Here is a 20,124-nt window from a genome sequence, read left to right on the forward strand (position 1 = left end):
GTCGATTCCTATGGCCGTTACGATGGCCGCGGAGACGCCACAGCACCGACCTACCGCCGGGGCAGCGTAAAGGTAAACGTCGTCCCCTCCCCCGGCTCGCTCTCGACCCAGATCTCGCCGCCGTGGCGTTCGACGATCCGCTGGCAGAGCGCCAGCCCGATCCCCGTCCCGTCGTACTTCTCACGCGCGTGGAGCCGCTGGAAGACCTCGAAGACCCTGCTCGGCTCCTCCGAATCGATCCCGATCCCCTCGTCGCGGACCGAGAACGTCCACATCCCGTCGGTGCGCTCGACCGCGACGTATACGCGGGGCGGCTCGTCCCCGCTGTACTCGATCGCGTTCGACAGCAGGTTCTGGAACAGTTGTCGAAGCTGGCTGGGGTCGCCCGCCAGTTCGGGCAACGGCTCCGCCGTGATTTCGGCGTCGGACTGCTCGATCATCACCTGCAGATCCGTCAGGACGTCCTCGAGCACCGCGTCGAGATCGACGGGTTCGAAGGGGTCGCCCTGCGTGTCGATCCGGGAGTACTCGAGTAATCCCTCGATCATCTCGCGCATCCGTTCGGCGCCGTCGACGGCGAACTCGATGAACTCCTCGCCGTCGGAATCGAGTTCGTCGGCGTACCGCCCCTCGAGCAACTGGAGGTAACTCGAGATCATCCGCAGCGGCTCCTGGAGGTCGTGAGAGGCCGCGTAGGCGAACTGCTCTAACCGTTCGTTCGACGCCTCGAGTTCGTCGACCGTTTCGTTGAGCCGTCGCTCGTAGCGGTCGCGCTCGATCGCGTTCGCGATGATCGTCGCGACGCTTTCGATGAAGTCCACGTCGTGATCGGCGAACTCCCGCTGTTCGGTGTCGTAGACGTCGAGGACGCCCCAGGGATCGGTCGCCGAGCCGACGGTGACGGTGATCCCGCTCCGAACGTCGGGGTCGTCGACCAACGACGGGCCGTCAAACCGGTCGTCGGAGGCGAGGTCCTCGATCACGACGACGTCGTCGTCCGCCAGTGCGGCCGCGGCGATCGAATCTGCCACGGGCGCGGTCGTCTCGTCGCCGGGGTCGAAACCGGTACCGGCCCGGAGTCGAAGCGTCTCCGCGTCCGGGGACGTCACCTCGTTCGCTTCGTGTTCGAAGACGGCCGCGTATTCGGCGTCGAGTGCCGCCACGACCAGTTCGGTCGCCTTCTCGAGCAGTTCGTCGATATCGGCGTCCTCGAGGGCGTGGCGGCCGAGGTACGAGACCGACTCGAGTTGGGCGACTTTGGTCGTCAGCGTCTGCTCGGCCTCCTTTCGCGGCGAGATATCCCGGAAGAGGCCGACGAAGTAGCGGTCGCCGTCGTAGAAGAAGTCGTTGAGCGACACGCCGAGGGGAACCTCGTGGCCCGCCTCGTGCTGGCCCGGGAGTTCGACGTAGGTCCAGTTCAGGTTTCGCTCGCCGGTCTCGAGGTATCGCTGCAAGGCGTCGAGGTGTGCCTGTCGGAGCCGCGGCGGGATGATGTTGACTTTGCTCGAGCCGACGAGTTCGTCGGGCGAGTAGCCGAGGATGCGTTCGACCGCGGGGTTGGCGTACTGGACGTCGCTGTTCGTATCGAGCACGATGATGCCGTCCGGAAGCGCGTCGGCGAGCGCCTGAAACGTTCGGCCGTAGGTGAGATCGGAGTCGGAGACGGACTCCGCGGCGGACGGTTGGCGGTCGACGATCCCGCCGATTCGCGTCTCGCCCCCCTCGGTCTCGATTCGCTCGAGGTGGAGGTCGGCGGTGAGTCGCGTGTCCGCTTTCGTTCGAATCGAGAGCGTGGTGGAGATCGGGCCGGTTTCGAATCCATCAGCCTCGGCGTCGGCATCGGTCTCAGAGGCCTCACCGGCTTCGTTCTCGCCGCCTTCGGCGTCGTCTTCGCCGCCACCAGCGCCGTCGATACCGACGAGCGACCCCAGGGACGGCTCGCCGTCGACGACGACCGTCGAAAACGGCGCGCCGAGCAGCTCCGAGCGGTTGTACCCGGTCAGGACCGTGAACGCGTCGTTGACGTCGGTGATCGTGCCGTCCGGTCGAACGTGGAAGCTGGCGATGTCCGCAGCTGCGAGAAGCGACCCGAGCCCGTGGGCGTGGGCGTGGGCGCTCGAGGCGTCGTAACGGTCCGGATTTTCCGCGGACGACGAAGACGGCGGACCGGATTCCATTGGACGCGATTGGCTAGTGATAATTATAAGAGCTTGGGACGCTGGTGCAGTGTACCCCACGGATACTGCCGGCGCCGTGGACCGTACGCTACCGATTCGCTGCCCCGCGGTCGTACAGCCGCTGTCCGGTCGGATTCGAGCTCCCGTCTCACGGGGGCCGCTGTGCCGACATAGGTGCCACCGGAAGTCAGTGTACACCCGGTCGCACAGCTGTCGTGCGATCGGTGTGTGAACAGTTCCAGTTGCTACTATAGACCGGACCGCGAAGACGACTCGAGTGACACACAGCGACGGACAGCAGTCCGTCTTATACGGATTACTGTAACTATGTACCGCCGATCACCAGGGACGGGGTCGGTGATCGGCGGTCATTGACTACAGTAAACCGTCTCAGTCCCAGAACGACTGCGTCCGTGCGTACTCCCGTTCCTTCGAGAGGATGTCCCGGTAGAACTCGTCTTCGTCCTCCCGGAGCTTGTTGATGATTCGGGCGGCGTTGTGCGGGCCGACGCCGCGGGCCGCCATCGCGATCACGGCCTGCTTGCCGTGGCTCTGGACCAGACTGGCCGCGCGGAACGCCCGCTCGGTCATCTCCGCCTGCTCCTCGTCTTTCTCCTGGGCGCGGACCGCCTGCACGACCTCGTCGGCCCACGGGTTCAGCGACGCGATCCGAGTCGAGCCGCACTCGGGACACTCGGGCTGGTCCCGAACCCGCTTGACCTTCGTCTTCACCTTCCACTCCTTGCAGTGCGTACAGAGCAGGATGATCCGGTCGTCCTGCAGTCGCTCCCGAACCGTGTTGATAACGCTCGCGTCCGCGTTCTCGGGAGCCAGTAACTCCTTCCCGCCCGACGAACGGCCGCCCTGGCCGACCGGCGTCCGACCGCGGTGGGCCACCAGCTCGATCTCGCCCGACTGGATCCCCTCGAGGATCGCGCTCGCTCGCTCGACGTCCAGATCCTCGTGGAACACCTCGCGGATCGACTCCTGGTACATCGGGGTGTCCTCGAGGGCCGCCAGCAGGCGCTCGTTCGAGATGCGTCCCGAACCGCTGTTCTGCCAGCGCTTGAGCGCGCCGAACTTCGCCGAGACCTGCGCGAGTCGGAACGCGAGCGCGTCCGAGTTCTTGAGTCCGAGTTCGACGATGGCCTCGACGTGGCCGGGATCGGTCTCCTCGAGCACCCCCACGACATCGCTGGTCGCGACCGAGTTCGGGACCTCGAGTTCGATCCGGTAGGGGTCCGTCTCGAGACCCACCGAGGAGCCGGCCTGCTGGCCCAAAAGCGCCGAAAGCACACGCCCCAACGTCTCGTTCGCCGTGTGCCCGAACGGCGCGTTCAAGACGAGCGTCCGCCCCTGCCGCTCGAGGACAAGTCGGTCCGCCGTCGGCATCGGAGCCTCGGCTTCGATCTGGCGCTCGAGTTGGCTGCACGCTTCGGTGAGCGTGTACTCGTCGGCCGGGTAGCGATGGGCGAGCTCGCGGCTCACGGCCCCGGCGTCCGCGCCGGCCGACAGCTGCGGTTCGGCGACGCCGCGGATCTCGCCGACTTCGCCCGCCACCGCCGCGGGCACGGGAATCTCCTGGCCGATCCAGGAGGGCACCTCGCCCGCGGGGTCCTCGATCGGACTCACCTTTACGCGGCCCTCCTCGTCGTCGATCTCCGCGATGCGCCACATCTCCCCGCGCTGGATGAACACCTCGCCGGGCTGGGCGAAGTTGACCACGAACCGCTCGTCCAAGGTCCCGATCTGGGTGCTCGAGGCGATGTCGTGGACTTCGTAGGTCTCCTCGTCGGGGATCATCGAGAGGTTCGAGTAGACGTACTGCCAGGTGCCGCCGGTCGTCTCGAGGCGGTCTTCCCCCTCGTCGAACCAGACGATTCGGTTGCGGTGGAGTTCCGAGACGATCTCGCGAAACGTCTCCTCGGGAACGTCGCGGAACGGGTACGCGCGCGTGACGGTCTCGTAGGCCTCGCGGAGGTGCGTCGAACCCCGGCTCTGGACGAACGCCGGAATCTGGTTCGCGACCACGTCGAGGCTGCCCTCGTGGATCGCCGCCGGTTCGACCTCGCCGTCGCGGGCGCGACGCGCGATCGCCACCGCCTCGAACGTGTCGTCGGGCCGGGTGGTCACGATGGTGCCGCTCGAGACCTCGTCCTGGCGGTGGCCCGCGCGGCCGATCCGCTGGAGCAGCCGGGTGACCTGTCGCGGGCTCTTGTACTGGACCACGTGATCGACCCGGCCGACGTCGATCCCGAGTTCCATCGAGGACGTACAGAGCAGGCCGTCTAGGTCGCCGGCCTTGAACCGATCCTCGACGTCGATCCGCGCCTCCTTCGAGAGCGAGCCGTGGTGGACCCCGATCGGGAGCTCGAGTTCGGTGAATCGCGAGCCCAGCGCCTCGGCAGTCTGTCGCGTGTTAACAAATATCAGCGTCGACTCGTGCTCCGCTACCAGATCGCGAATCAACCGAACGTGACTGGCCGTGTCCGCTTCGGTCATCAACTCGCCCGAAAGCTGTTCGTCTTCCGCGGTGATCTCGGGCCGTCGAACGGTCACGTCGACGTTGCTGCCGACGTCGATCTCCCGGATCTCACAGGGGCGGCCACCGGTCAGAAACTGCCCGACCTCGCCCGGGTCGCCCACGGTAGCGGAGAGTCCGATCCGTTGCATATCTCCCGCGAGGTCGTGCAGACGCTCGAGGCCGATCGCCAACTGAGCGCCGCGCTTGGAGGCCGCGAGTTCGTGGACCTCGTCGATCACGACGTGGGAGACGTCCGAAAGCGCCTCTCGCAGCCGCTCACCCGTGAGCATCGCCTGCAGCGTCTCCGGCGTCGTGACCAGTACGTCCGGCGGGTTCTCGGCCTGCTTGCCGCGCTGGTACTGGGTGGTGTCGCCGTGGCGGACATCGACTGCGAGATCTAAGTACTCGCCCCACCACTCGAGGCGTTCGCGCATGTCGCGGTTGAGCGCCCGCAGCGGAGTGACGTAGAGCGCGCCGAAACCCTCCGGCGGCCCATCGTCTGCGACAAGATGGTCGAACACCGGCAACATCGCCGTCTCGGTCTTGCCGCTTCCGGTGGGCGCGATCACGAGCGTGTGTCGGCCGGCCGACAGCGGCGGAATCGCCAGTCGCTGCGGTGCCGTCGGCGTCGAGAATCCTCGCTCGGAGAGCGCCCCGCGAACCGTCGATCCGAGGCGCGTAAACGCCGCAACGTCCCCGTCTGTCATCGATACGCGCTAGGGGCGACCGGCGGATAAGGGCCACGTTCTCCGGGCTCGCCCGCCTCGAGTGGATCGAACGATCGAACGGATCGAGCGGACTGAACCGATCGAACGGATCGAGCGGACTGAACCGATCGAACGAATCGAACGAGTCGAGCGACTCGAGCGGGTCGACCGTAACCGGTCATTCCTCGGCGTCCTCGCCCGCGTCCTTGTCGTCGGACTCCCGTTCGGAGTCCACATCGACCTCGTCCTCGACGAGAGTCTCCGCCACCTCCTCGTCGACGGTCATCTCGCCCGGCTCCGCTGGTTCGGTCTGGGTATCCGATTCGGCACGCTCGGCGATTTCTTCGTCCGAACGGTCCTCGGTGTAGTCGGCGTTCGTATCCGTCTCGTCGATACCGTCGGCCTCGCTGGGAGACGACTCAGCGTCGTCGACGTCATCCGCAGCCGCGTCGGTGGGCGACCCCGCATCGGCGCCGCCCTCGTCGTCGGTCTCAGCCGATACAGGGTCATCTCCGGGCTCCCCGATGGGAATTTTCGCGACGTCGTCCGGAACCGCACCGTCGGCTCGCTCCCGTATCTCCGCGACGGATTGCGACGGATCGACGGGGAGCGCGGCCAGCGCTCGGTCCCGAATCCCGGGTGCGGACTGGCCGGAAGACGCGGGCGCAGACTCGTCCCTCGAGTCCAGCGCTCGCGACACGATGTAGGCAACCACGAACACGGCGACCGCGGTAAGCAGGTGTCTCGTGAGGCCACGGGGCGACGAAGCGGCCGTGGTCTCCGGTTCGGACGCTGATTTCGCCTGGCTCCGGTCGGACGTTCGAAGTCGCATCACGCCCCGTACGGTATCAGCCGGCAAGTGGGTTCGGGATGCTCAAGCCGGCAGTGTCCGGTGTCGCTGCCCGGCCGACCCGATACTCCGGAGAGAGTCTAGGGGCTCGTGAACGTTGCGCCGAACTCTGAAACCACCGCCTACTGCAGATAGCGGCCTTCTACTCCGAGGTATGGCGCTCATATATAGAACGGGGAATCAGGTACCTTGGCTGGATGACACAGACTCGATTACGAGCACCGCAACGGGCCCACTCGAGAGGGCGAGCCGTCGAATTCACGGCATCCGAATTCGAGGGTACCGGAGCTAACGACGGAATACAGCGGCGGTCGGACCGCCGTTTCGGACGGCAGACCGAATCGACCGGACGACCGCGTCCGACCGCGAGACGGGACGGAGGAGCGAGGTAACCATGCTTCGATCGCGCTATTCCATCGCAGCTGGACTGGGCGTCCTGGTCGTCCTCGGGCTGATCGGGATCGCAGGGATCGGCGGCGTGAGCGCAGGCGCGCCCGCCGACGCCTCCGCCAGCATCGTCGATCCGGACGACGACAAGACCGTCTCCGAGGAGGAATACGTCGAGCCGGCACCTGAGCCCGGTGACCTGTACTACGAAGCGGGCTCGGAAAACTGGGTTAGTTACGACAACCCGCGGGACGAGTACCGATCGCCGTATCTCGGAGACGGTTCCGGTAAAGTCTGTGTGACGCTAGTTAACGAGGCCGGAGATCCGATCGTCGGCGAAACCGTCCCGAACACGACCGTCACGGTCCCGACCGGCGAAACGCTGTCGTGGCACTCCCACGCCGATCCGATGACCGTCGAGTACCCAGTGACCGACCACTACGAGCGGCCGCTCGACGCCGACCAGTTCGGCACGACCGACGACCTGCCGCAGGGAGACGGCTACATGGACTCACACTGCATCGAGATGCACGGCCAGCCCGAGGACGCGACGATCGAATACGGTGAGGCCCAGATCGACGGCGAACACGCCGACCGTATCGAGGTCGTCGGCTACATACAGCAGGCACACGATGCGTGGGACTCCGACGTCGATCCGATCGAAGACGCGGAGCCCTACGAGAAAGCCGGCGGGGGCTGGACCTTCGAACCCGACGGCTCGCACGGACAAGCCGTCGCCGTCCTCCAGTTGACCGGCGAGGACACGACCGACGATGAGTCCACGTCCGAGACCGAGGACAAGGACGACGACTCGACGAACAGCAGCAACTCGACCGACGAGAATGCGGACGATTCCGACGGCGAGGATAACGCGTCGGTGAGTGCGAGTGAAACGAGCGATAGCGACGACGGAGACGACGAGCAGATGCCCGGATTCGGCCTCTCCGCAGCGATCGTCGCGCTGACACTCGCTGCGCTCGTCGGCTCGCGATATCGATCGGAATAACCCGGTACTGGTCGCCCAAATACCGATCGAACCGACACTCGACGGGTTCCGTCCTCCCGCCCGAACCGCGACCAGTGAGATTTTGACGGTCCGCTCGAGAGAGTCCCACGATGACAACCGCGAGCGAGTCGGACGATCCCCGGGTCCCGATCGTCTGCCCCGACTGTGAGACGACCTCCCGCGTACCACTGCCGGACGTCGCGGAGACGGTCGAGCGACACAACGAACAGTTACACGACGGCGACGACGTCGCCACGGTCGATCCCGATATCGCCGATCAAATTGCCGATCTGGTGGCCGACGAGCTCGGACTGCTCGAGGAGTGATACGGTCTGCTGTACCGATGTACCGGTGGGACCGTGACCCGTCCTGCGGTCCCGCCGGAAATGACTTCCAGCAGTCCGTACAAGAACCGCTTCGATCCTGCGCCTCGAACTCGAGGAGCGCTCGGAGCGTCGCATCGAACGCGATCGCTGACACTCAGATATCGGTTGTCGACGCTGCGTTGATTCCCACGACGGAAGAAGTCGTGATACTACTATACCCGTTTCAGTGGGAGTGTCCGGTATGAGGTTCCTCGTTGCAACGGACGGCTCCGGAGTCAGCGATACAGCAGTCGAATACGCCGCGAAGGAGGCCAACGCGTGGAACGCGTCCCTCGAGATCGTCCACGTGTTAACTCCCGAGACGGAACTCGTGGACGGCACGCTCGTGCTGCCCGGCGAAGACGAGGCGGTGAAGTACGGCGAACAGACGCTCGAGCAGGCAAAGCATCACGCGACTGAGATCGTCGCGGCATCGAATACTGGTACTGATACCGATACCGATTCCGGCGCCGGCGCTGACGTCGATGCAGATTCCGACACCGATGCCGATGCCGAAATCGAGATTGCGACCGAACTACTGGCCGGCAGGCCGGCCGAAGCGATCGTCGACCACGCCGACGAATCGGGAGTTACCGGCATCTACGTCGGCCATCGCGGGCTCTCGGATGAGCGTGAACGAGTGGTCGGCAGCGTCGCGAAAACGGTCGTCGACAAAGCGACCGTCCCGGTGACGATCATCAAGTGAGAGCCACTACGCGCCGGAGACAGCGAAAGCTATCGACACCACCCGCAGCGAGACTCAGCGGAGTCGAGCGATGCCGGCACACCCTCCGCAGACGGCCGTCTCTCACCGCAGGAACGAACGGATCGCCTCGAGCAGCGAGTCGGAAGACTCCGACTCGTCGTCCGACCCGTTCCGTTTCGTCACGAACCCGTCCTCGTCGGACGAGTCGTCCAGTCGAACGTCCGGGCGTTTCGAATCCATCCAGTATAGAAACGGTAACGAGGCACACAAACGATGGCCTTGCAAGCAAAACCCGGGCCCGGGCCCGGGCCGTCCTCCAGTCCTGTTCCCGTTTCAGTCCCCGTCCTCGTCCACCGACAGCCGATCAGATCACGTCGAGAATGACGATCGAGAGGTACAGCTGGCCGACTCCGGCGACGATCATGACCACGCCCGCGACCCGCTCAAGCGTCTCGGTGTGGGCCGCCAGTCGGCCGGCGTTCGCGACGAGGCCCATCCCCGTCGCGACGGTCAGCGAGACCATCAGGACCACGACGCTGCCGACGTAGGTGCCGATGACGAGCGACGCCGACGTCGGCGGCAACGACAGCGCTCGAGCGATCACGCCGACGAACAGCGGCGCGACACAGCCTGCCGCCGCCAGCGCGTATCCCGCGCCGAAGATCGCGAATCCGAACGTGCTCGAGCGACGCTTCGGAAGCGCGATCGACAGCGACGGGGCGCGATCGAAGACGATCAACAGCCCGAACAGGACCAGAATCGCGCCGATGATCGGCTCGAACAGGACGATATTCGACAGCGTCGAGTGGCCGACCCAGTACGCGGCGACCAGGAGAACGCTGAACGTCGCGAGGACGCCGACGCCGGCGACGAGACCGCGGCTGAGCGAGCCGGACAGCGAGCGCTCGTCCCCGTCGGTTTGGCTCACGTAGAAGCCGACGTACCCCGGGAGGAGCGGGTACGCACACGGCGAAAAGAAGGTTGCAACGCCCGCGGTCAACGCGAAGCCGAGCGCGGTCAGCAGTGAGGCGTCGAACATACTTATTCGGAACTCGCCTCGAGTGCCCGTTCGATTCCGTTCACCAGTTCGTCCGCGGTCTTGATACCCGAATCGGCCCACTGGACCCGACCCGACGCGTCGATCGCGACGGCGGTCGGAAAGCCGCCCTCGAGGTATCTGGCGGTGATTTCCGCCGACGGGTCGTGACCGAGCGTCCAGTCGCCGTCGTTGTCGGTCCACCACTCGACGAGTTCCGCCTCGGTGATCGCGCCGTTCTCGCCGACGGACTCGTTGGTCACGGAGGCAAACACCACCTCGTCACCGATTCGGTCGTTGGCTTCCGCGAGCGCCGGCATCTGTTCGATACACGGTGCACACCACGTCCCGAAGAGATCGATGAACGTCGCACGCTCAAGGTCCGGCACCTGAATCGTCCCGGCGTCGCTGCCGGGGGCGTCGATCGTGTCGATCTCGAGCGGGTCCTGGACGGCGCCGGACTCGTCCTCGAGGAGGGCGTCGGTCGACGGCACACCGTAGACGGCGACTGCACCGGCACCGCCGACGATGCCCGCACTGCCGATTCCGGCGAGGACGTCCCGTCGGCGCATGCTTACTCCACCCCGACGACCGTTCTGACGTCCTCGACTATCGTTTCGTTATCGACGGCACGGTCGGACTGCACCGCTTGCGGATAGCCGCGTTCGACGATCCCGTCTTCGTTGACGAGCGTGACCACGTTGTTGTGCGAAAAGGTGTACTCGCCGTGGTCGTGGTCGTCGTGGTCGTCGTTGTCGTCGTGGTCGTGGTCTCCGTCTTCGTCTCCGTTCCCATCGTGATCGCCGTGTCCATCATCGTCGGCGTCTGCACCGTCTTCGGTATCGTCATCCTCGATCCGCTTGAGCGCCATCTCGAAGGTCTCGGTCATCGTCGCTTCGGCCTCGTCGGACGTCTCGGGCCGAAGGAAGTGCCAGTTGTCCGCCTCGTAATCGATACTCCGCTGGGTGGCGTACTCGCTGAGCACGTCGGGCGTATCGCGTTCGGGATCGAAGGTAAACGCCAACAGCCCGATGTCATCCTCGTATCCGTTCGCTGCAGCATCCTCCTGGATCCATCGCAGCCGCAAGAGCAGGGCGGGACAGGCCCCGTCCGGACACGTCGTAAAGAAATACGTCATCAAAAACGGTTTCTCGCCGACGAAATCCTCGAGCGAGACGGTCGTCTCCGCGATCGGATCGGGTATCGAAAACGACGGGAACTCCTCGCCGTACGTCGGATACGAGGATCCCGTCGGATGATCTGGCGGTGGCAGAATCGCCGGCCCGTCGTGGTCTGCCGTCCGGTCGCCGGAGACGGCCTGTTCAACCGTATCGAGACACCCAGCGACGCCGGCAACACCCGCAACCCCGAGCGACCGTAGATATGTCCGCCGTTCCATATCTAATTCGTAGGAGTGCGCCATCAAATGTTCGTTGGTTCAGCCACCGAATACACCGGTCGCTCAGTTGCCAGCTACCGCGGGGTGGAGACAACGATTCGAGTTTCAAGTCTCGAATAGGAGTCACCGCCTCGAGTCCTGAGTACTGTACCGAGTCTCGAGTACTGTAACCGAGACCCGGATACATGTAGACCGCTGTGGTGGACTCCATCGGTGCCACCGCCGCGCTCGATCCGGTTGATCGCCTCGATCGCACTGGGATGTGGAGCGGTCGGTATCGCCGCGGTGTGCTGGACCGAGCCCGCGAGTGCCTCGAACGTCGCCGCCGGCCTCGGCGAGGATCGCGAACTCACGGTACCAACGTGGCTCACCCTGCTGACCGGCGGAGCCGCCGTCGGTGCCTCCGCCATGCTCGCCGCGCTCGTAACCGATCGGCGGTTCGTCGACGCGCTCCACGAGTGGGACCGTCCGTTCCCGTCGGTCAGCACACGCTCGAGTCGAGTACTCGCTATCGGCTCCGTCCTCGGAAGCGTGCTGGGGCTGACCGCCCTCGCAGCCGTCATCATCGTCGGCCTCGAGGGGCCGGCGATGCCGACGGCGAACCTCGCGGTGATCCTCGCGTTCGTCGGCGTCCGGGCGCTGCTGCCGATGATCACCTTCCTTGTCGTGGATCCGTGGCCGACGATCGATCCGTTTCGGTTCATCGCACGAGGCGTGACCGGGATACTCGATCGCGTTCGCGGGCGCGAGCGAAGGAATACAGCGCAGACAGGAACGGAAGGAGCGAAATCGAACGCGGCCTCCAAGAACGCGGCAATCCTCGAGTACCCCGCGCGGCTCTCGTCGTGGCCGGCGGTCCTCGGCCTGGGAGCGCTCGTCTGGCTCGAGCTCGTCCTGCCGGTCACGACCGACCCGGGTGTTCTCGCGCGCGTCGCGGTCGGCTACGCGTGTGTCACCGTGGTTGGAGCCGTGCTGTTCTCGCCGGCCGCCTGGTTTCGGCACGCGGATCCGCTCGCCGTGCTCTTTCGGCTTTACGGGGCGGTTGCACCCGTTCAACGCCAAGATAGTCAGTTTCGACTTGTCGTTCCCGGCGCTCGGCTTCGGGACGAATCGGTCGTCGCCGACTCGAGCGAGGTCGCGTTCGCCGTCCTGCTGGTCTGGGAGCTGACGTACAACGGCTTCGTCGTCACGACACCCGGTCGTCGGACGGTCGAAACGCTCGTCGCGACCGGGCTGTCGGCCCACGTTACCTACCTCGCGTTGCTGCTCGGCGGCTTCGGACTGGCGCTCGGGCTCTACTGGCTGGCCGCACACGCGTCGCGGCGAACCGCACCCACGTATCGGTCCGAGCGCGCTCTTGCCCGGCGGTTTGCGCCACCGTTGCTCGCGATCGCCGCCGGATACCACCTCGCACACTACGTCGCGTTTGTCGCCTCGCTCGCACCGGCGTCGCTGGCGGCGCTCTCGAGCCCGCTGGCTCCGCCGGTCAACCCGACGACGCTGCTCGTTCCCGGGTGGATGGGAACCGTCGAGATCGGCGCGCTCCTCGCGGGACACGTTCTCGCGATCTGGGCCGCCCACGCGATCGCGTTCGACTGCTTTCCGGGCCGATTGCAGGCGATTCGGAGCCAGTACCCCTTCGTCGTCGTGATGGTCTGTTACACGACGGTCAGCCTGTGGCTGCTGACGCTGCCGACGACGGAGCCGGTGTACGTCGCCGGCTGAGTTTGTCGAACGGGTTCGACCCGCATTGGACCAGCGTTCGGCCCGTGTTCGACCAGCGTTCGGCCCGCATTCGACCACCAAACCAACAGCCGTTTTGTCGGTGGCTCCCCAAGGCGAGCGTGATGAATCGTCGGGGCTTCCTCCGTGGAACGGCCGTCGCCGGTACCGTCGGTGTCGCCGGCTGTCTCGAGCGTCTCGGGTTCGAAGAACAGTCCGCCTGGTCGAACCCGCCCATCGTCGAGAACCGCCCCGACGCCGTCTACCTCCCCGCCGGTATCGAGGAGATGGGCACCTACGGTCGAGCGACCGACGGCGAGTACGCCGTCGAACTCTCCTATACGATCCCCCACCGGTTCTGGATCATCGCCGGCGAAACCGAGCAGGTCGACGTCGCTCCCGACGACAGTCTGCATCTCATGCTCACCGTCTGGGACGTCGACACGGACACCGTCCTTCCGGTGAATCTGAGCCTCGAAATTCTCCGGGACGGCGACTCGGTCGGCGGCCGACTGACGCCCTGGTCGATGCTCTCTCAACGAATGGGGTTTCATTACGGCGACAACATCCAGTTGCCGGAGGAAGGCGTGTACACGGCGCGCGTTCAGGTTGGCCCGGTCGATGCCGCGCGAACTGGCGCGTTCGCCGACCGGTTGGCCGAGGCCGCAACGCTCGAGATCGAGTTCGAGTTCGAGCGCTCGGACATCCACGACCTCGAGTTCGAACTGATCGATGACGACCGACGCGGTGATCGCGAGGCCTTGCCGCTGATGGATCACGGAGACCATGGCGGGGAGGGACACGGTGAGGACGGTCACGGGGACGGGGACGGCGACCACGACGGTTCGGATCACGACGGAGCTGACCACGATCGCGATCCCGGTCACCCACCGCCGTCGGTCGGCCCGCCGGTCAACGAACTCCCCGGTGAACTGTTCGGCCCCGAGCGAAGCGGCGATGCGAAGGTCTCCGTGAACGCGGTCCGAACCGACCGCTTTACCGACGACCCGGCGTATCTGGCGGTCTCGGTTCGAACGCCCTACCACGATATTAGCCTCCCGTCGGCCTCGCTAAACGTGACGGTCGAACGGGACGGGACACCCGTTCTCGAGCGCGAGCCGCTGACGGAAACGCTCGACCACGAGTTCGGCCACCATTACGGGATCGGCACCGATGGCCTCGAGCGCGGCGACGAGATAACGGTTGCCGTCGATTCGCCCCCGCAAGTGTCACGACACGACGGCTACGAGACCGCTTTTTTCGAGTTCGAACCGGTCACCTACACAGTGTGATTGATCGAAGAGCGCGGTAGGCGGGTGGCGGCACAGCGAACGGACGTCTGGTACTGATGCTACACAGCGAACGAACGTCTGATATTGACTGCTCCTCGAATGAAGACTGAACCGAATCCTGAACTGTGGTTGGAGCGGAATCTGAATCGGGGTTGAAACCAGAACTGGAAACTACTGATTGACAACACTGCAGGCGAATTCTATTCGTAAATTAAAAACTTCGCGCCGGAACGGACAACAGATCACTCTGTATGGCTGGTATAACTATCCGGAACTTCCGAATATATCTACGGTATGTCTCAGTCAGACCACTCAGACATGCGTATCGGTTGTCCGGAGTGTGAAGCAACGGTCAACGCGTCCGTTCCACCGGGTCCGGGGATCGACGACGAGAGCGAATCGAACCGGCTGCAGGGAACGGAAGCATCCTGTCGAAACTGCGGCCACGAACTCGAACTCTACTACTACTGAATTCGTCCCCGATTTTTCCTCCGTCACCCGTTTGCTATCCGTGGAAAGCACCCCAAAACCGATCGTAGGCCGACCTGAACACACACCTGATTTCCGGTGAAAGTCAGGTATTACGGACTGTGCGGTGCTCGAGACCGGCACACCGGGTTTCCGGTGAACACCACGAGACAGTCAGCGGGAAGTCGTCCGAAAAGCAGACTCCAGTAGTCGGTGATCAGATCGGAGTTTTGAGATCGAAAAGACAGCGCTCGAGAAGACAGCGACGGCGAAATCGGGGAAATTTCAGTTTCTGCGAACACACCGGGTTTCCGGTGAACGAGTCCCGTCGGACACGCACACCGGGTTTCCGGTGAAACAGGCCGAGACCGACGATGGGTGAAGCGTGAATAGACGCACACACCACGTTTCCGGTGAAACGGGATAATCAGGGGGTGGGTGGGGGGAGAAGGGAGCGGCGTCGTAATCAGTCGGAGGAGCAAAGAATAGGTAGGATATCGGGTGTAGAACCGATTACTCGCTGTTTTAGTGTCTTCACGATCGGGAGCAGAGCCCAGACTTTCCTAACTACTAATATACGGACGCTATAGTAACATATAATACGCTACAAGAGAAAAAGTCCATTGAGTCGTTAAACCAAAAATGAATTGACGTTAGTCAATTCCGGCGTGTTCACCGGAAATCGGTGGCGGGACAGTCTTCTGAAGACGACATTCTGGTGTTCTAACCGTGCTCTTCGTCAAGTTCGATTCTTCCGCACACTGTAGTCCTTTTGTTCCCATATCTTCCCATCTCTTCTCGCTTCCCGCTCTTCTTTCGATCATCTGTTTGGCGTTTCACTCCCGCTCATGAGTACTGGATTTCCAGTCACACGATATCGTCAATATACCGCCCTCACCGACTGTAACGGCCGTTATCACCGATCCGAACGGAGGTGAGTGGGTCTTCGCTTTACTCTCTCGAGGGTACCCACACCCGGTTTCCGGTGAATCTCAACCCCCGTTTCAACTGCACCCCCTCCCCCCGTTTCACCCGTTTCACCGGAAACGTGGTGTGTGTGTGCTCCGTTTTCGCTCCCGATCGAATCTCGATCATCTGCACCCTCGAGAACTGCTCTGCCCACGAAATTCTCCCGAGTTACCGATTTTCCGGCTGCGAGACCAAACAGTAAAGGTGTTTCACCGGAAACGTGGTGTCTACTATCTATGTCGAGTTCCGGCGATGACCTCTTCACCCGTGACGACCCCATCTTCGAGAACAAGGAGTTACTCGAGATCAATCACCTCCCCGAGGAGGGTCGAATCGTCGGCCGGGACGACGAGATCTCGGATCTCGCCAACGCAGTCAATCCGGCGATCTTCGGCCAGAGCCCGAGCAATTTGCTCATCTACGGCAAGACGGGAACCGGAAAGTCCCTCTGTGCGAAGCATATCTCCGAACGACTCGTCCGCGTCGCAAAAGAGGAAGGCGTCACCGCGGAGTTCGCCTACGTCGACTGCGCACAGGACAGCACGGAGACCCAGGCTGTCCAGACGATCGCGTACTCGCTGAACGATCCCGAAGTTACTGACGTCAAGATTCCGGATAAGGGGCTCAGCACTTCGACGTACTACAAACGGCTCTGGACGGTCCTGGACTCCCAGTACGAAGTCGTCCTCATTATCTTAGACGAAGTCGACAAACTCGACGACGACGACATCCTCATGCAACTCTCGCGTGCGGGCGAGGCCGGCAAACTCGACTCGTGTAAGATCGGCGTGATCGGCATCAGTAACAAGATCAAGTACAAAGATCGGATGGACGAGCGGGTCAAGTCCAGTCTCTGCGAACGCGAGTTCGTCTTCCCGCCGTACGATGCGAACCAGCTTCGCGACATCATGCAGGCCCGCAGCGACGCGTTCAAGGACGGCGTCCTCGAGCCGTCGGTAATCCCGCGTTCGGCCGCGTTGGCCGCTCGAGAACACGGAGACGCTCGGAAAGCCATCGACATTCTCCGCTACGCGGGCGAGATCGCCCAGTCAAACGGCAGCGAAACGGTCCAGGAAGAGTACGTCGTTCAGGCCCGCGAACGGGCGGAGACGGATCGGTTTCGAGAACTCATTCGCGGCTCGACGCCCCACTCCAGGTACGTGTTACAGGCGCTTGCGGTTCTCTCGTTGAACACGCCCAGCGAGGACGGGTTCCGAACGACCAAAATCTTCGACGTCTACGAGGAGATCTGTCGACAGGAGGGGTCCGATACCCTCTCGTTGCGACGGGTTCGGGACCTGCTGAAAGAACACGCGTTTCTCGACATCATCGAGCAGTCCCGCCAGAGCGGCGGCAGCGCCGAAGGGAGCTACACCGAACACCAGTTACTCGAGGATCCGGACGTGGTTCGGAAGGTGCTCGTCGAGACGGACGAAGGATGACTGGTCGCGGATTCGTTTCGGGGGAGGTGACGGCCTGCTGTACCTGTTTCCTGCAGCCGTGGCGCTCGTTTCACCGGAAACCCGGTGTCCCGTCCGCTCCTCGACTCGAGTCTGGTATTCGATTACAACTGGAATCCGGTAATAGTCGCACATCCCAGATCAGATTCTGACTATTTGCGCCCGTTCGTTGACGAATTCGACAGACAGTCTCTCTCCCGGAACAGTCCGCGTTTTTCGGATAGTAGTGGGATGCTATTAGACTTCCATGCTGCTGCAGGCCGCGAATCAACCCGCGGTGACGCTCTGTATATCAGCGAATGCGACTTACCGACGAGCGGTTGTCGTCGACGCACCCGAACAATCGGCGGTTACGAGCCGACGGAGGCAAGCGGGCAACCGATGACGCGCAGTCCGACGGTCCGACCTTCCCCGGTTCGTTGATCGTCGTTTCGAATCGCCAACCGTATCGACACGAATACGCGGACGACGGGGCGACGTCGGATGCCGAGGATCCCGACGGCGGGTCGTCCGCATCGGCGGCCGATGAGTCGGAACCGGAAACTCGAGCCGATGGTGCTGCGCCCGAAACCGAAACGGGTGTACTGGCTGGTGACAAATCCGTCTCGGTCGACGAACCGACCGGCGGACTGACCGCCGGACTCGACCCCGTACTCCAACAGGTCGAGGGGACCTGGATCGCCTGGGGCGACGGCGAGGCGGACTTCGACGTCGCGGACGAGCGCAACCGCGTGGCCGTTCCGCCGGACGACGGCTCCTACACGCTCCGGCGGATCGACCTCTCGGAGGAGGCGGTCGACTCCTACTACTACGGGTTCAGCAACCGCGTTCTCTGGCCGCTGTGTCACGGCTTTACCGACCTCGTCGAGAATCGATCGAACGATTTCGACTGGTACCGAACGGTCAACGAACGCTTCGCCGAGGCGGTTGCCGAGAACGCAACGGCCGACTCGACGGTCTGGCTCCAGGACTACCACTTCGCGCTCGCGCCGCGTATGATCCGCGAGTCGGTTCCGCAATCGACCACCGTCGCCCAGTTCTGGCACATTCCGTGGCCGACGGCAACGACCTTCCAGCGCTGTCCCAGCGGCGGCCAACTCCTCGAGGGAGTGCTCGGGAACGATCTGCTTGGATTCCACGTCGATCGCTACGCCGACAACTTTCTCGAGTGCGTCCGTCGGTTCCTGCCGAGTGCGACCGTCGACCGAGATCGGCGGATCGTCTCTTACGGTGGCCACACGACCCGCGTCGTCGCGACGCCGATGGGCGTCGATGCCGCGTCGTACGATCAGGATGCGCGGTCGGCGTCGCAGACGCAACTCTCGTCGCTGTTCGAGAAGTACGATATTGCCGAGGACACCGTCATCGGGCTCGGCGTCGACCGGCTCGACTACACGAAGGGGATCCCCGAACGACTGGCCGCGATCGAACGGTTCCTCGAGCGGAACCCGACGTGGCACGGCGAGTTCACGTTTATTCAGAAGGCGACGCTCTCCCGGACCGATATTCAGGCCTACGAGCGATATGGGGACCTCGTCCGGAGCGAGGTCGAACGGATCAATCAGCGATTTCGAACTCGGGAGTGGAAACCGATCGTCTACACGGAGGACTATCTCGACAGCGACGACCTCTGTGCGCTGTACCGCCGCGCTGACGTGATGGTCGTGAGTCCGCTGGTCGACGGGATGAATCTGGTGACCCAGGAGTATATCGCGTCGAGCGTCGACGGGGACGGAACGCTCCTGTTGAGCGACCGAACCGGGGCACACGAGACGCTGGGGTCGCACGCGATTACGATCGATCCGACCGATACGGACGGCTTCGCCGGACGGCTCGAGGCGGCGCTGTCGATGCCGCCTCACGAACGGAAACAACGGATGAACACGCTGCGAAATCGGGTGTTCGATATGGATCTCGATTCGTGGATGGAAACCCAGTTCGACTGGATTCGTCGAGTTCGAAGCGAAATTGGACAGACCGGTCCTCAAGACCCCGATCCGGACGGGGAGCGAGATTTCGATCGCAAGTCCGGTTCGGGGCGGGGTTCCGGTTCACAGTCTCAGTCTCAGTCACGGTCGCGGTCGCAGTCGCAGTCGGACTCGGACTCGAGTTCGGACCGTGACTCTCACGAACCCACGCAGCCAGTGTAGCCGATGGCGACCGAAACACCACCGCGACCGATCGACCAAGCGCGGTCGCAGATACGGTCGGCACTCGCCGATAGTTCGCAGCTACTGCTCTGTCTCGACTTCGATGGGACGCTCGCTCCGATCGTCGAACAACCCGACGAGGCGGAGGCGACGACGGCCAATGAGAACGCGGTCGCGACACTGGCTGCGGAGCCCGACGTATCGATAGCGATCGTCAGTGGACGTGCGTTAGCCGACGTTCGCGACCGTATCGACGGACCGGATATCTACGCCGGCAATCACGGGCTCGAGTTCGATCGTAACGGGTCCATCGCCGTCCATCCGGTCGCTCGAAAGCGGGCTGGCAGACTCGAGGAGGTGTGTGCGACGCTCGAGACGGTTCTAGGGTCCGTTCCCAACTGCCGGATCGAAAACAAGCGGCTGACCGGGACGGTCCATTTCAGATCCGTGCCGCCTGCTGCACGGCCGATCGTTCGGCGACGGACGGAGTCGATCGTCGATCGCTTCGGCGATGGTGCCCTCGAGATTTCGGACGGAAAGTGCATTCTCGAGATCGAGCCGACGGTTCAGTGGGGCAAAGGCGACGCGGTGGAACTGATCGCGTCGGCTATGCCGGGGGAGACGGTTCCGCTCTACATCGGTGACGACGTTACGGACGAATCCGCGTTCGGGGTCGTCGAACCGCAGGGATTCGGCGTTCGAGTCGGCGATGATGGCGAATCGGCCGCTTCCTGTCGCGTCGACTCGCCCGACGAGGTTGCGTCGTTCCTGGACTGGCTCGGCTCGACCGGCGTCGAACTGCTCGAAGCGGATTCGACTCAACGGCTCCATTGAATCACTAGGTGGCGTCGAGGTGCGGCAGTAGATCAAAGGAGTTGAAGCGGGATAGTGGCGATTGTTATGAAC

Annotated in this window: 16 protein-coding genes; 9 read left to right on the forward strand and 7 right to left on the reverse strand. The window is 63.6% G+C overall.

The genetic code is table 11. The features are described from left to right. Window positions 1–50 precede the first annotated feature (50 nt). From GS429_RS14870 to GS429_RS14885, 3 genes are all read right to left on the reverse strand, one after another. Window positions 51–2,177 carry a PAS domain-containing sensor histidine kinase gene (locus GS429_RS14870; protein ID WP_160066145.1) on the reverse strand — a complete coding sequence of 709 codons (2,127 nt, stop codon included), beginning with the start codon at window positions 2,175–2,177 and terminating at the stop codon, window positions 51–53. 390 nt (window positions 2,178–2,567) lie between these two features. Further along, complete coding sequence (locus GS429_RS14880) at window positions 2,568–5,408, reverse strand: DEAD/DEAH box helicase (RefSeq protein ID WP_160066147.1); 2,841 nt, start codon at window positions 5,406–5,408, stop codon at window positions 2,568–2,570. Window positions 5,409–5,586: 178 nt separating this feature from the next. Then, a complete protein-coding gene (locus tag GS429_RS14885) occupies window positions 5,587–6,240 on the reverse strand; it encodes a hypothetical protein (RefSeq protein ID WP_160066148.1) in 654 nt (217 codons plus the stop codon). Window positions 6,241–6,652: 412 nt separating this feature from the next. On the opposite strand from GS429_RS14885, the gene GS429_RS14890 reads away from it, so the two are divergent. From GS429_RS14890 to GS429_RS14900, 3 genes are all read left to right on the forward strand, one after another. After that, window positions 6,653–7,651 carry a PGF-CTERM sorting domain-containing protein gene (locus GS429_RS14890; protein ID WP_160066149.1) on the forward strand — a complete coding sequence of 333 codons (999 nt, stop codon included), beginning with the start codon at window positions 6,653–6,655 and terminating at the stop codon, window positions 7,649–7,651. Between the two features lie 110 nt (window positions 7,652–7,761). Beyond that, window positions 7,762–7,977 carry a DUF8149 family protein gene (locus GS429_RS14895; RefSeq protein ID WP_160066150.1) on the forward strand — a complete coding sequence of 72 codons (216 nt, stop codon included), beginning with the start codon at window positions 7,762–7,764 and terminating at the stop codon, window positions 7,975–7,977. 241 nt (window positions 7,978–8,218) lie between these two features. Continuing rightward, window positions 8,219–8,722: a universal stress protein gene (locus tag GS429_RS14900; protein ID WP_160066151.1), complete on the forward strand. Its 504-nt coding sequence runs from the start codon at window positions 8,219–8,221 to the stop codon at window positions 8,720–8,722. 102 nt (window positions 8,723–8,824) lie between these two features. On the opposite strand, the gene GS429_RS14905 is transcribed toward GS429_RS14900, so the two are convergent. From GS429_RS14905 to GS429_RS14920, 4 genes are all read right to left on the reverse strand, one after another. After that, on the reverse strand, window positions 8,825–8,962 hold the full coding sequence (locus tag GS429_RS14905) for a hypothetical protein (protein ID WP_160066152.1): 138 nt from the start codon (window positions 8,960–8,962) through the stop codon (window positions 8,825–8,827). Window positions 8,963–9,086: 124 nt separating this feature from the next. Next, entirely contained in the window at window positions 9,087–9,761 is a 675-nt protein-coding gene (locus GS429_RS14910) for a cytochrome c biogenesis CcdA family protein (RefSeq protein ID WP_160066153.1), read from the reverse strand. A 2-nt stretch (window positions 9,762–9,763) separates the two neighbouring features. Beyond that, on the reverse strand, window positions 9,764–10,330 hold the full coding sequence (locus GS429_RS14915) for a TlpA family protein disulfide reductase (protein WP_160066154.1): 567 nt from the start codon (window positions 10,328–10,330) through the stop codon (window positions 9,764–9,766). A gap of 2 nt (window positions 10,331–10,332) precedes the next feature. Further along, the gene (locus GS429_RS14920; RefSeq protein ID WP_160066155.1) at window positions 10,333–11,157 is read right to left on the reverse strand and encodes an SCO family protein; all 825 of its coding nucleotides are present in this window, start codon (window positions 11,155–11,157) and stop codon (window positions 10,333–10,335) included. Between the two features lie 213 nt (window positions 11,158–11,370). On the opposite strand from GS429_RS14920, the gene GS429_RS14925 reads away from it, so the two are divergent. The 6 genes from GS429_RS14925 to otsB all read left to right on the forward strand — a co-directional run bounded on the left by GS429_RS14925 (window position 11,371) and on the right by otsB (window position 20,052). Beyond that, window positions 11,371–12,882, forward strand: coding sequence for a hypothetical protein (locus GS429_RS14925; RefSeq protein WP_328821419.1), 1,512 nt, complete (start codon window positions 11,371–11,373; stop codon window positions 12,880–12,882). A 122-nt stretch (window positions 12,883–13,004) separates the two neighbouring features. Next, window positions 13,005–14,171 (forward strand): DUF7350 domain-containing protein, encoded by a 1,167-nt coding sequence (locus GS429_RS14930; protein WP_160066156.1) that lies wholly within the window; start codon window positions 13,005–13,007, stop codon window positions 14,169–14,171. A gap of 294 nt (window positions 14,172–14,465) precedes the next feature. Further along, window positions 14,466–14,642, forward strand: coding sequence for a hypothetical protein (locus GS429_RS14935; RefSeq protein WP_160066157.1), 177 nt, complete (start codon window positions 14,466–14,468; stop codon window positions 14,640–14,642). Between the two features lie 1,202 nt (window positions 14,643–15,844). Further along, window positions 15,845–17,050: a Cdc6/Cdc18 family protein gene (locus GS429_RS14940; RefSeq protein WP_160066158.1), complete on the forward strand. Its 1,206-nt coding sequence runs from the start codon at window positions 15,845–15,847 to the stop codon at window positions 17,048–17,050. A gap of 317 nt (window positions 17,051–17,367) precedes the next feature. After that, window positions 17,368–19,218: an alpha,alpha-trehalose-phosphate synthase (UDP-forming) gene (locus tag GS429_RS14945; protein WP_160066159.1), complete on the forward strand. Its 1,851-nt coding sequence runs from the start codon at window positions 17,368–17,370 to the stop codon at window positions 19,216–19,218. Between the two features lie 3 nt (window positions 19,219–19,221). Continuing rightward, window positions 19,222–20,052 carry a trehalose-phosphatase gene (otsB, locus tag GS429_RS14950; RefSeq protein ID WP_160066160.1) on the forward strand — a complete coding sequence of 277 codons (831 nt, stop codon included), beginning with the start codon at window positions 19,222–19,224 and terminating at the stop codon, window positions 20,050–20,052. Window positions 20,053–20,124: the final 72 nt, after the last annotated feature.

The sequence above is a fragment of the Natronorubrum halalkaliphilum genome, from assembly GCF_009834785.1.
GTDB lineage: Archaea > Halobacteriota > Halobacteria > Halobacteriales > Natrialbaceae > Natronorubrum > Natronorubrum halalkaliphilum.

What these genes read in the sequence shown, in the direction of transcription:
- GS429_RS14870 (WP_160066145.1), bottom strand. Translation starts at nt 2,177, where the DNA reads ATGGAATCCGGTCCGCCGTCTTCGTCGTCCGCGGAAAATCCGGACCGT.
- GS429_RS14880 (WP_160066147.1), bottom strand. Translation starts at nt 5,408, where the DNA reads ATGACAGACGGGGACGTTGCGGCGTTTACGCGCCTCGGATCGACGGTT.
- GS429_RS14885 (WP_160066148.1), bottom strand. Translation starts at nt 6,240, where the DNA reads ATGCGACTTCGAACGTCCGACCGGAGCCAGGCGAAATCAGCGTCCGAA.
- GS429_RS14890 (WP_160066149.1), top strand. Translation starts at nt 6,653, where the DNA reads ATGCTTCGATCGCGCTATTCCATCGCAGCTGGACTGGGCGTCCTGGTC.
- GS429_RS14895 (WP_160066150.1), top strand. Translation starts at nt 7,762, where the DNA reads ATGACAACCGCGAGCGAGTCGGACGATCCCCGGGTCCCGATCGTCTGC.
- GS429_RS14900 (WP_160066151.1), top strand. Translation starts at nt 8,219, where the DNA reads ATGAGGTTCCTCGTTGCAACGGACGGCTCCGGAGTCAGCGATACAGCA.
- GS429_RS14905 (WP_160066152.1), bottom strand. Translation starts at nt 8,962, where the DNA reads ATGGATTCGAAACGCCCGGACGTTCGACTGGACGACTCGTCCGACGAG.
- GS429_RS14910 (WP_160066153.1), bottom strand. Translation starts at nt 9,761, where the DNA reads ATGTTCGACGCCTCACTGCTGACCGCGCTCGGCTTCGCGTTGACCGCG.
- GS429_RS14915 (WP_160066154.1), bottom strand. Translation starts at nt 10,330, where the DNA reads ATGCGCCGACGGGACGTCCTCGCCGGAATCGGCAGTGCGGGCATCGTC.
- GS429_RS14920 (WP_160066155.1), bottom strand. Translation starts at nt 11,157, where the DNA reads ATGGAACGGCGGACATATCTACGGTCGCTCGGGGTTGCGGGTGTTGCC.
- GS429_RS14930 (WP_160066156.1), top strand. Translation starts at nt 13,005, where the DNA reads ATGAATCGTCGGGGCTTCCTCCGTGGAACGGCCGTCGCCGGTACCGTC.
- GS429_RS14935 (WP_160066157.1), top strand. Translation starts at nt 14,466, where the DNA reads ATGTCTCAGTCAGACCACTCAGACATGCGTATCGGTTGTCCGGAGTGT.
- GS429_RS14940 (WP_160066158.1), top strand. Translation starts at nt 15,845, where the DNA reads ATGTCGAGTTCCGGCGATGACCTCTTCACCCGTGACGACCCCATCTTC.
- GS429_RS14945 (WP_160066159.1), top strand. Translation starts at nt 17,368, where the DNA reads ATGCGACTTACCGACGAGCGGTTGTCGTCGACGCACCCGAACAATCGG.
- otsB (WP_160066160.1), top strand. Translation starts at nt 19,222, where the DNA reads ATGGCGACCGAAACACCACCGCGACCGATCGACCAAGCGCGGTCGCAG.